Consider the following 9,006-nt stretch of genomic DNA (forward strand, 5'->3'; position numbering starts at 1 on the left):
GGCGAGCCACGAGAAGGTGTACTTCTGTACGTCGGTGTTCAAAGACGCCGCCCAACATCGCAACCGCCTCAAGCGGATGGCGAAGAACATCCGCCGCGAGTTCGACGAGGTGACCGACGACGGCACCCTCGTCTACGGCAAGGCGTTCGCCGAGCCCGAGCGGTTCGAGGCGCTGGGCGTGCCCGAGGAGTTCTACACCGTCAAGTCGAACCACGTCGAGGTCGCCTGGTGGCTCCTCGAGGAGATGGTCGAGGACGGCGACCTCGACGAGGGCGAGATCGTCGAGCAGTACCCGACCGCCGACGGCACCGTCGTCGAGCGCACGCCGGTCGCCTAACTCCTGCCGTCGCCCGCCCGCCGTTATCGGCTTCCTTCCAGCGTCGGCTCTTTCGATTCGCTACGGCCCGAGACCAGCGCGCGCTCGTGTCACCTGCTACCACACTTATGGGGTACCGGCACGTATTGCCGGCCATGGCCTCCGAAGAACCCGTATTCGCCGACGTGAGCATCGGACAGACGGTGTACAACGAGGACGGCGACCGTCTCGGGTCGATCCGCGGGGTCGACGACGACGGCTTCTACGTCGCGTCGCCGTCGAGCTCCGAGACCTTGGCGCTCACCGACGCCCGCGATGTGTTCGGCACCGCCTACGTGATGTGGCGCTGCTGGGAGTGCGGCGAGATGGGCGAGATCGGCGAGCAGCTCCCCGCCAACTGTCCGAGCTGCGACGCGCCGCGCGAGGAGCTGTACTACTGGGCCGAGGACTGACCGACGCGCCGAGACGTCGTCCGGCGTCGGCGGTCCCGAGCGGGGTCAGTTCCGCTCGCTCTCGCCGGCGTCCCCCTCGCCGTCCACCTTCTCGCGGAGCCGTTCGACCTCCGCCTCCAGTTCGGCGATCCGGTCGGCGTCGGCGTCGTCGCTCGACGCCGACTCGCCGCCCGCTGCGGTCTCGTCGTCGGAGCCCAGCTTGAAGAACAGCACCAGGCCGGCGATCGCGGCGAGGGGCACGCCGAAGAGGAACACGAGGACGACGAGGAGGATCAGCAGCTCCGGACCGCCGGGAACGCCGCCGAACGCGGGGACTGCGGGTACCATGCGCCGACCCACTCGCCGGCGCGACTAAAATGGCCGGGACGGGGCGCGCCGGGGCACCTCACTCCGCGTCGACGAAGTCCGCGAGGTTCGCCTGGAGCCCGGCCGCCAGCGTCGACTTCCGACGGAGCCGGCCGAGCGAGACCGGGAGGTGGTCGGCGACGCCGCGGACCGCCTCGCCGAACGTCTCGGCGGTGCCGCGCTCGCCCTCGAAGGCGTTGCGGACGGCCTCGCGCACCTGCCACACGCCGACCGGACCCCAGTAGTCGTCGGAGACGTGGCGCACGACGAGCGCCTTCGCCTGCCGGTCGCGCTCGTCGAGGTGTTCGAGGACGCCCAGCCGCGCCGCGTAGTACGCGCCGGCGGTCTCCTCGACGTAGCCGGTCCGGCCCTCGCGCCCCTCGCTGGCGGCCGCGAGGTACACCCCGGCCTCGGGGTCGGGGTTCCAGATCGAGCCGGGCGATTTCATCTCGACGAGCTCGTACTCCCACCGCCCCGGCACGAGGATCACCCAGAAGGCGTTGCCGAGGTACTCGTTTCGGTGGACCTCGATCCGGTCGACCGTCGGGTTGTCGCGGATCGACCCGCGGAGGAACTGCCCGACCGTGTCGTCGACGGCCGTGATCGACCAGCGCGTCGGGACGAGCCGGCGGTTCTCGCCCCGCCCGAGCGCGCCCGCCGAGAGGATCGTGTTGATCTCGTACACGTCGAACCCGCGGCGGTAGAGGTACGTCATCGCCCCCTCGGCGCGCCAGTCGTCGTCCTCGAGCGTCTTCTTCACCGGCCGCGGGACGTGCGGGTTCTCGCCGAGGTCGGCGGTCCGCGCCGCCGCACGCGGTCCGGTCGGCGTCTTGATGTCTTCCGTCCCGACGTCGAAGTCGAGGTCCGGGCGGCCGTCGAGCCCGATCTCCACGTCGACCGGGCGGTCCGCGATGGCGACCTCGCGCTGGACGCCGAGCCAGCCGTCCCAGGCGTCGTGGACGCTCTCGGCGGGGCCGCCTCCGCCGCCGGCCGAGGTCACATCGGCCGTCGCTCCCGCGTCCGCCACGTCGACGCCCCGCGTCGAGTTGAGCAGGCTCGTCCGTCGGTCGAACACGTCGGAGATGGAGACGCCCTCGTCGTACCACGCCGCCGAGGTCTCGAACGCGGCCGCCCGCTCCTCGCGGCCGACCGGCGAGAGCAGGCCGGTCGAGACGTTCGGGTAGTCCGCGCGGCCGACGAAGATGGAGGGCGAGACGCTCCCGACGACGGCGTCGTCGGAGACGTGCTCGTCGAAGCGCCGCTCGAAGGAGTCGAGGTGATCGAGGATGCCGTAGTCCTTCTCGCTCGCGAGGCGCCGCCGCTCGGCGCGCTCGTTCGCCTCGTACTCGATGAACTCGTCGAGCCGCATTCGCCGACAGTAGGGCCGAGTCGGACTTGACGGTGTCGCCGCCGCGCTCGCACGCCGCGCGACGCTCAGGTCGCGAGCGACGTGACGCCGGCCGGGAGTTCGGTCCCGAGCGTCCACGCGTCGCCCTCGCGGCGGATCAGCGGCGCCGACGCCTCGGGGGCGAACCCGTCCGCGTCGACCCGCATCGTCCCGCCGACGAGCGCCCCGTCCACGACCGCCCAAGAGATCGCGAACGCGGGGTCGGCGGCGGGCACCGAGTCGGCGGCGGCGTCGAACGCGGGGTCGTCCGCGGCCGCCGAGAGGGTCACGCCCGCGGGCGCCTCCGGCCCCCAGCGGTTCGCGCCGGCGTAGAGCCGCCCGTCGTGGACGACCGCCTCGCGGAAGTAGTTCGCCCAGAAGTCGCGGAAGTCGGTGTCGAGCCGGTACCACCGGTCGCCGTCGTCCGTCCGGTAGAGCCCGTTCCCGGTGGCGGCGACGACGGCCCCGCCGTCGAGCACCCGCAGGTCGTGGACGTCGTCGTGGACGCCCTCGCCGTACCGCCGCCAGAAGTCGCCGTCGAACGCGTAGACGCCGCCGGGCTCTAACCCCGCGAGGACGCCGTCGTCCGGGTGGACGGCCAGCGTCCTGACGCTCGGCGCGCCGTCGGGCGCGCGGTCCCGCCAGCGGTCGCCGTGGGGGTGCGCGTCGAGGTCGCCGACCGGGTCGAAGCGCCACCCGTCGGCCGCCGCCTGCGCGCGCAAGACATCGGCGCCTCCGGTCCCGAGCAGCACGGTCTCGGGGCCGGCGAGCACGGAGACGGGGTCGTCCGGGCCGTCGAGCCGTCGCCAGTCCTCGCCGTCCGGCGACCGGAGCAGCCCCTCGTCGGTCGCGGCGAGCCGCGCGTCGCCGCTCCGCGCGACCTCGTAGACGCGGCCGCACTCAGCCGTCCGCGTCGGGTCGTCGTTCGGTCCGTCGAGCCGATACAGTCCGCGGTGGGTTCCGCAGACCAGCATGTCCCGCGATCGGACGTCGAGGGAAAAAACCGTGCCGCTCCCGCGGGCCCGCTAGCTGTGGATCCCCATCGCCTCGATCTGCTCTTGGTACCGGTTCCGGATGGTGACCTCGGTCACCTGCGCGACGTCGGCGACCTCGCGTTGGGTCTTCTTCTCGTTACAGAGCAGCGACGCCGCGTAGATGGCCGCCGCGGCGTAGCCGGTGGGCGACTTCCCGGAGAGGAGCCCCTGTTCGGCGGTGGTCTCGATGATCTCGTTCGCCTTCGACTGGACCTCCTCGGAGAGCTCAAGCTCCGAGGAGAACCGCGGGACGTACTTCTTCGGGTCGACCGGCCGCATCTCCAGCCCGAGCTCCTGGGAGATGTATCGGTAGGTGCGGCCGATCTCCTTGCGGTCGACCCGGGAGACCTCGGAGATCTCCTCCAAGCTACGGGGGATCCCCTCCTTGCGACAGGCGGCGTAGAGGGCGGCGGTGGAGACCCCCTCGATGGAGCGCCCGCGGATCAGGTCCTCGTTGAGCGCGCGTCGGTAGATCACCGACGCCACCTCGCGGACCGACCGCGGGACGCCGAGCGCCGACGCCATGCGGTCGATCTCCGAGAGCGCGAACTGGAGGTTGCGCTCGCCCGCGTCCTTCGTCCGAATCCGTTCCTGCCACTTTCGCAGCCGGTGCATCTGCGACCGCTTCTTCGAGGAGATGGAGCGCCCGTAGGCGTCCTTGTCCTTCCAGTCGATGGTCGTCGTCAGCCCCTTGTCGTGCATCGTCTTCGTCGTCGGGGCGCCGACGCGCGACTTCTCCTGTCGCTCCGAGTGGTTGAACGCGCGCCACTCCGGGCCGGGATCGATCTGTTCGTCCTCGACGATGAGCCCCGTCTCCTCGTGTATCAGTTCCCCGTCGGCCGTCCGGGTCAGGTCCTCCGGATCGAAGTCCTCCGGGTCCAGTTCGTCGACGTCTTCCACCTCCGCGACATCGATCGCCTCTTCCTCGGCGTCCTCGTCCCCCACGCGCTGCCGGTCGTGATCCCGTTGCCGGGTGGGCCGTGTCATCGCATTTATATGCTATCCAATCGGTTTTACTTAAAAGTTCGTTACCGTGCGGGTAGTTGTCACGGTTCGGTTCGCCCCCGACGAGCGGCGGACCCCGGACGGACAGCCCTTTGTCCGCCGGGCGCGGAACCCGGACGAATGCCGACGATCGACTGCGACCCGGCCGCGGCGCGCGAGCGACTCGCGGACGCGGACGTCCGGATCGACGGGGGGAACACGCCTCACGAGCGGTGGCGCGCCGAGCGCGACGGGGCGGTCGCGGTCGCGTACGACGACAAGGTCGTCGTCCAGGGGAGCGACCCCACCAGGCTGACCGCCCTCCTGCGCGACGGCGGCGGCCGCGCGCACGTCTACTTCGACGGGGCCTCCCGCGGGAACCCGGGGCCGGCCGCGGTCGGCTGGTGTCTGGTCACGTCCGACGGGGTCGTCGCCGAGGGCGGCGAGCGGATCGGGCGCGCGACGAACAATCAGGCCGAGTACGCCGCGCTGATCCGGGCGCTGGAGGCGGCCGACGAGTACGGCTTCGACGCGGTCGACGTCCGCGGCGACTCCCAGCTGACCGTCAAGCAGGTCCGCGGCGAGTGGGACGCCAACGACCCGGAGCTCCGCGAGCGACGGGTCCGCGCTCGGGAGCTGCTGGAGCGGTTCGACCGCTGGTCGATCGCGCACGTACCGCGGGAGATAAACGAACGCGCCGACGATCTGGCGAACGAGGCACTCGATGACGCGAACTGACGACGAACCGCCGGAGTGGGCGAAGGAACGGGCACGAGAGATGATGGCGGCCGAAGGCGGCGACGGACAGGCCGACGACGCCGCGGACGCCGCGACGGCCCCCGAGCGGGACGAGGAGCGGGTCCCGGACGTCCCCGCCGAGGCGGTCGACGAGGCGGAGCGACTCACGCGGCTCGCCCGCGAGGCCGAGTCCGCGGAGCCGACGCCGGAGATCGAGGCGGCGGCCGACCAGTACCGGGAGCGGCGCGACGCCCTCGCGGCCGAGTACGGGTACACCGTGCGCGTCCGCGACGAGGACGACACGCTCGTTCTGTACCCCGACGAGTGGATGGACGACGGGACGGTCCGGCTCGACCGCGTCGAGGCCACCGAGCGCGCCGTCGAGGTGTCGCTCTCCGGCCCCGGCGACGCCGACCGCTACCGCGAGGTGGCCGCGTACAACGAGGCGGTGGCCGAGGCCGTCGCCGAGCGGGAGGCGGCCGTCCACGCCCGGACCGCGGAGACGTTCGCGGCGTTCATGAGCAACCATTACGTCCGGCCGGTCGACGACGCCACGCCGGCGATCCGCGCCGAGTTCCGCGAGGAGTACCTGGTCCGCAACGGGTGGCCGACCGACGAGCAGCTCGCCGCGGTCGACGAGTCGCTCTCCGTGATCGAATCGGTCGCCGGAGACGTCGACGACCCGGACGCCGTCGACGACGCCGCGGACGCGGGCGGCTCGAACGGCGACGACGAGACGGCGTAGCGGCCGCTCAGCGGTGAGAGAACGCGGCTTTCGCCGCGCCGTGTGCCAAAAGGTTCGGTCGGAGTGCTGTGCCGCCTGCCCCGCGGGCGCCGCCGCTTACTCGAGCAGCGCGCGGACCTCGTCCGCGCGTTCCTCGTCGGTGACGAACCGGTCGAGGACCCACTCGATCTGGCCGAGGACGACGTCGTGCCCCTCGCCGGTGAGCTCGTACTGGTTCGTCCGCTTGTCGAGCTCGCTCTTCTCGACGAGCCCCATCTCGACGAGGTCGTCGAGGTTGGGGTAGAGCCGGCCGTGGTTGACCTCCGAGCCGTAGTACGCCTCCAGCTCCCGCTTGACAGCGAGGCCGTACATCGGCTCCTCGGCGAGGATGGTGAGGATGTTCTGTTGGAACGCCGTCAGATCGCTCGCGGCTGTCGACCCATCAGTGACTGCTTGTGCCTCTGACATACACAATAGAAGGGAACCCGAACTTATAGTCTTTCTCAACATTCACGATCGCTGCGATGCCTCAGCCCGGACATTCGTCAGGATCTCGCCGCTCCGGGTGTCTCCCGCCGGATGTGCCTACTATTCAGGCGTGCGCCGTTGTCGACCGATCGGCACCGATTCGGACCGGTGTGCCGACGATCCGTCGGTCGTCCCGCGCCTGCGGTTCGCGATCGAAACCGATCGATCGATCGTTAGGCGGCCGCGAACCCGATGGCGCCGGTTCGCTACGGCCGGTCCCGCGGGGAGGCCGTCCGCGGCGCCGATCCCGCGCGATCCCGAAAGGACTTTGACCGACATCGACCCACCATCGGACACATGGCCAACCTCTGGGAGGACCTCGAGACGGGACCGAACGCGCCGGACGAGATCTACGCCGTCGTCGAGTGTCTCAAAGGCGAGCGGAACAAGTACGAGTACGACAAGGACATCCCCGGCGTCGTCCTCGACCGCGTGCTCCACTCCAACGTCCACTACCCGTACGACTACGGCTTCATCCCGCAGTCGTACTACGACGACGAGGACCCCTTCGACGTGATGGTGCTCGTCGAGGACCAGACGTTCCCCGGCTGCGTCGTCGAGGCCCGCCCCGTCGCGCTGATGAAGATGGACGACGACGGCGAGCAGGACGACAAGGTGATCGCGGTGCCGACCGAGGACCCCCGGTTCGACCACATCGAGGACCTCGACGACATCCCGCAGCAGACGCTCGACGAGATAGACGAATTCTTCGCGACCTACAAGAACCTCGAGGCGGGCAAGGAGGTCGAGACGCTCGGCTGGGAGGACAAGGCCGCGGCGAAGGAGGCAATTGAGCACGCCCAGGAGCTGTACGACGAGCAGTTCGCGTAACGGTCGTATAACCGCAGCGCATCCGCCGCCCGCGCCCGGATGCGTTATGCCCATGGGTAATTTTTAGGGTGGCCGTCGCGTATCACTTACTAGAGCTATGAGCGCCACCACGCCCTCCGTCGGCATCGACCACCCGACGGTCGTTCCCGCGAACTTCGACCCGGACGACGACGCCGACGACGCGGCGACCGAGGACGGCGACGACGCGTAGCGACCGCCGAGTCCCTTCTCAGGCGCGTTCGAGGACCGAAGCGAGCCGGGTCGCGTCGTCCCGCAGCGACTCGAACGAGTCGTCCACCCAGTCGACCACCGCGTCGTCGGTCGACTCGACGACGCAGCGCGGGTTGTTCTGTTCGTCGTACGCGGCCACGCAGCCCACGTCGCCGCAGCGGAAGAGCCCGTACTCGATCGGCTCCGCGCTCACGTACACCTCCGCGGCGTCGTCGGCTAACGCCCGGTCGGTCGCCGGTTCGAACTCCGCGACCGACGCGTCGGCCGCGCCGCGGTCGATTATCAGCTCCACGCTCGCGCCGTCGTCCAGCGCCGCGGCCGCCGCGTCGTTGAACTGCCGGATGACGACCGGGGAGACGGCGCGGATCTCGTCGCCGTGGCTCTCGCGGAGCAGCTCCGTGAGGCGGTCGACGACCGCCAGGGGGGTCTTGTCGGACGCGACGGTGATGTCGCTGTCGGCGATCCCTTCCGGCGGGAAGTCGACGCCGACCCGTTCGAGGGTCGCGGCGAACCCGCCGTACCGGTCGCCGCGCTCGACCTCCGCCAGGAGCGTCTCGTACGCGTCGTGAACGCGCTCGCCCGTCGGCGTCACCCGGTACGCGGCGTCGCGTTTCACCACCCAGTCCCGCTCGCGGAACCCCGCGAGAATGCGCTGGACCGTCGTGCGCGTGGCGTCGACCGCGTCGGTCAGGTCGGCCGGTCGCCGCGGGTCGTCGCGCAGCGCCCGGAGTATCGCGACCCGAACCGGCGAGCCGGCGAGGTACTGTGCGCCGTCGTGTCCGTCCTCGGCCCTCATCGTGTGATCCGTGTGTACGCGTACCGGCCTGTTAATCGTACCGCGTCGCGGCGGTCTCCGGCGCCGGCGCTCGGACCGCGCGCGCCGCCCGGACCGCGGACACGCCCGGGGAGTCAGCCCCGGTATCGGAACGACACGACCGTGCCGACGGTGTCCTCGCCGGCGATCCGCTCCGTGGTCACGGTCACGGTCGCGAGCGCGTCGGCCCCGAGCGCCTCCTCGATCACCGCCCGCAGCGCGTCGGGGTCCGCGCCCTCCTGGATCACCGGGACCCGGACCTGTCGGCGGTTGACCGCAACGTCGCCGAGGTCGTACTCAGTGTGCTCGAACGCCTCCCGGATCGCGGATTCGATGTCGGTCATGGCACGGTAGACTCCGCGCCCGGCAGTAAAAAACGCGGTCCTCGGCCGGCGCTCGCGTGGCCGCCGATCCTTTCGGTCTGCGGAGCGGACAAGGTGGCGAATCCGTCGGCTGCTGCGGCTGTATCCATTTAATTCATAGTCATATAATTTCAAATATCTCTGTTGTTCAACCGTAAAACAATCTCAATATTTATTTATCCTGATACTTTTAGAATATGCACGAAAGTGTCGCGGAATACGTGGCAGAGCACCCGAAAATGGCCGGCGTCCTGTTCACC

At 70.1% G+C, this 9,006-nt stretch carries 11 protein-coding genes and 1 pseudogene; 5 read left to right on the forward strand and 7 right to left on the reverse strand.

Annotated elements, in window-relative coordinates:
• Both Q0116_RS08750 and Q0116_RS08755 read left to right on the forward strand, forming a co-directional pair.
• Positions 1-337, forward strand: a pseudogene (locus Q0116_RS08750) (radical SAM protein); the annotation flags it as partial.
• A 134-nt stretch (positions 338-471) separates the two neighbouring features.
• Complete coding sequence (locus Q0116_RS08755; RefSeq protein ID WP_297886992.1) at positions 472-768, forward strand: hypothetical protein; 297 nt, start codon at positions 472-474, stop codon at positions 766-768.
• Between the two features lie 45 nt (positions 769-813).
• On the opposite strand, the gene Q0116_RS08760 is transcribed toward Q0116_RS08755, so the two are convergent.
• The 4 genes from Q0116_RS08760 to Q0116_RS08775 all read right to left on the reverse strand — a co-directional run bounded on the left by Q0116_RS08760 (position 814) and on the right by Q0116_RS08775 (position 4,521).
• Positions 814-1,095 carry a preprotein translocase subunit TatA gene (locus Q0116_RS08760; protein ID WP_297886994.1) on the reverse strand — a complete coding sequence of 94 codons (282 nt, stop codon included), beginning with the start codon at positions 1,093-1,095 and terminating at the stop codon, positions 814-816.
• A 58-nt stretch (positions 1,096-1,153) separates the two neighbouring features.
• Positions 1,154-2,482 carry an Nre family DNA repair protein gene (locus Q0116_RS08765; RefSeq protein ID WP_297886996.1) on the reverse strand — a complete coding sequence of 443 codons (1,329 nt, stop codon included), beginning with the start codon at positions 2,480-2,482 and terminating at the stop codon, positions 1,154-1,156.
• 65 nt (positions 2,483-2,547) lie between these two features.
• On the reverse strand, positions 2,548-3,474 hold the full coding sequence (locus Q0116_RS08770; protein ID WP_297886998.1) for a hypothetical protein: 927 nt from the start codon (positions 3,472-3,474) through the stop codon (positions 2,548-2,550).
• 51 nt (positions 3,475-3,525) lie between these two features.
• Positions 3,526-4,521 carry a transcription initiation factor IIB family protein gene (locus tag Q0116_RS08775; RefSeq protein ID WP_297887000.1) on the reverse strand — a complete coding sequence of 332 codons (996 nt, stop codon included), beginning with the start codon at positions 4,519-4,521 and terminating at the stop codon, positions 3,526-3,528.
• 138 nt (positions 4,522-4,659) lie between these two features.
• Between Q0116_RS08775 and rnhA the strand changes: the two genes are divergently transcribed.
• Positions 4,660-5,256, forward strand: a complete 597-nt coding sequence (gene rnhA, locus Q0116_RS08780) for a ribonuclease HI (protein ID WP_297887001.1) — start codon at positions 4,660-4,662, stop codon at positions 5,254-5,256.
• Positions 5,243-6,001, forward strand: coding sequence for a hypothetical protein (locus Q0116_RS08785; RefSeq protein ID WP_297887003.1), 759 nt, complete (start codon positions 5,243-5,245; stop codon positions 5,999-6,001). The genes rnhA and Q0116_RS08785 overlap by 14 nt, the downstream gene beginning before the upstream one ends.
• A 96-nt stretch (positions 6,002-6,097) precedes the next feature.
• Here the strand turns inward: Q0116_RS08785 and Q0116_RS08790 are convergent, their stop codons facing one another.
• Positions 6,098-6,448, reverse strand: coding sequence for a PadR family transcriptional regulator (locus Q0116_RS08790; protein WP_297887005.1), 351 nt, complete (start codon positions 6,446-6,448; stop codon positions 6,098-6,100).
• Between the two features lie 357 nt (positions 6,449-6,805).
• Between Q0116_RS08790 and Q0116_RS08795 the strand changes: the two genes are divergently transcribed.
• Complete coding sequence (locus tag Q0116_RS08795; protein ID WP_297887007.1) at positions 6,806-7,339, forward strand: inorganic diphosphatase; 534 nt, start codon at positions 6,806-6,808, stop codon at positions 7,337-7,339.
• A gap of 229 nt (positions 7,340-7,568) precedes the next feature.
• Here the strand turns inward: Q0116_RS08795 and Q0116_RS08800 are convergent, their stop codons facing one another.
• Both Q0116_RS08800 and Q0116_RS08805 read right to left on the reverse strand, forming a co-directional pair.
• Positions 7,569-8,366, reverse strand: a complete 798-nt coding sequence (locus Q0116_RS08800; RefSeq protein ID WP_297887009.1) for a winged helix-turn-helix domain-containing protein — start codon at positions 8,364-8,366, stop codon at positions 7,569-7,571.
• A gap of 113 nt (positions 8,367-8,479) precedes the next feature.
• A complete protein-coding gene (locus Q0116_RS08805) occupies positions 8,480-8,728 on the reverse strand; it encodes a hypothetical protein (protein ID WP_297887011.1) in 249 nt (82 codons plus the stop codon).
• Positions 8,729-9,006: the final 278 nt, after the last annotated feature.

Origin of the sequence: uncultured Halorubrum sp., from assembly GCF_937146585.1 — an archaeon.
In the GTDB taxonomy this organism is placed as follows: domain Archaea; phylum Halobacteriota; class Halobacteria; order Halobacteriales; family Haloferacaceae; genus Halorubrum; species Halorubrum miltondacostae.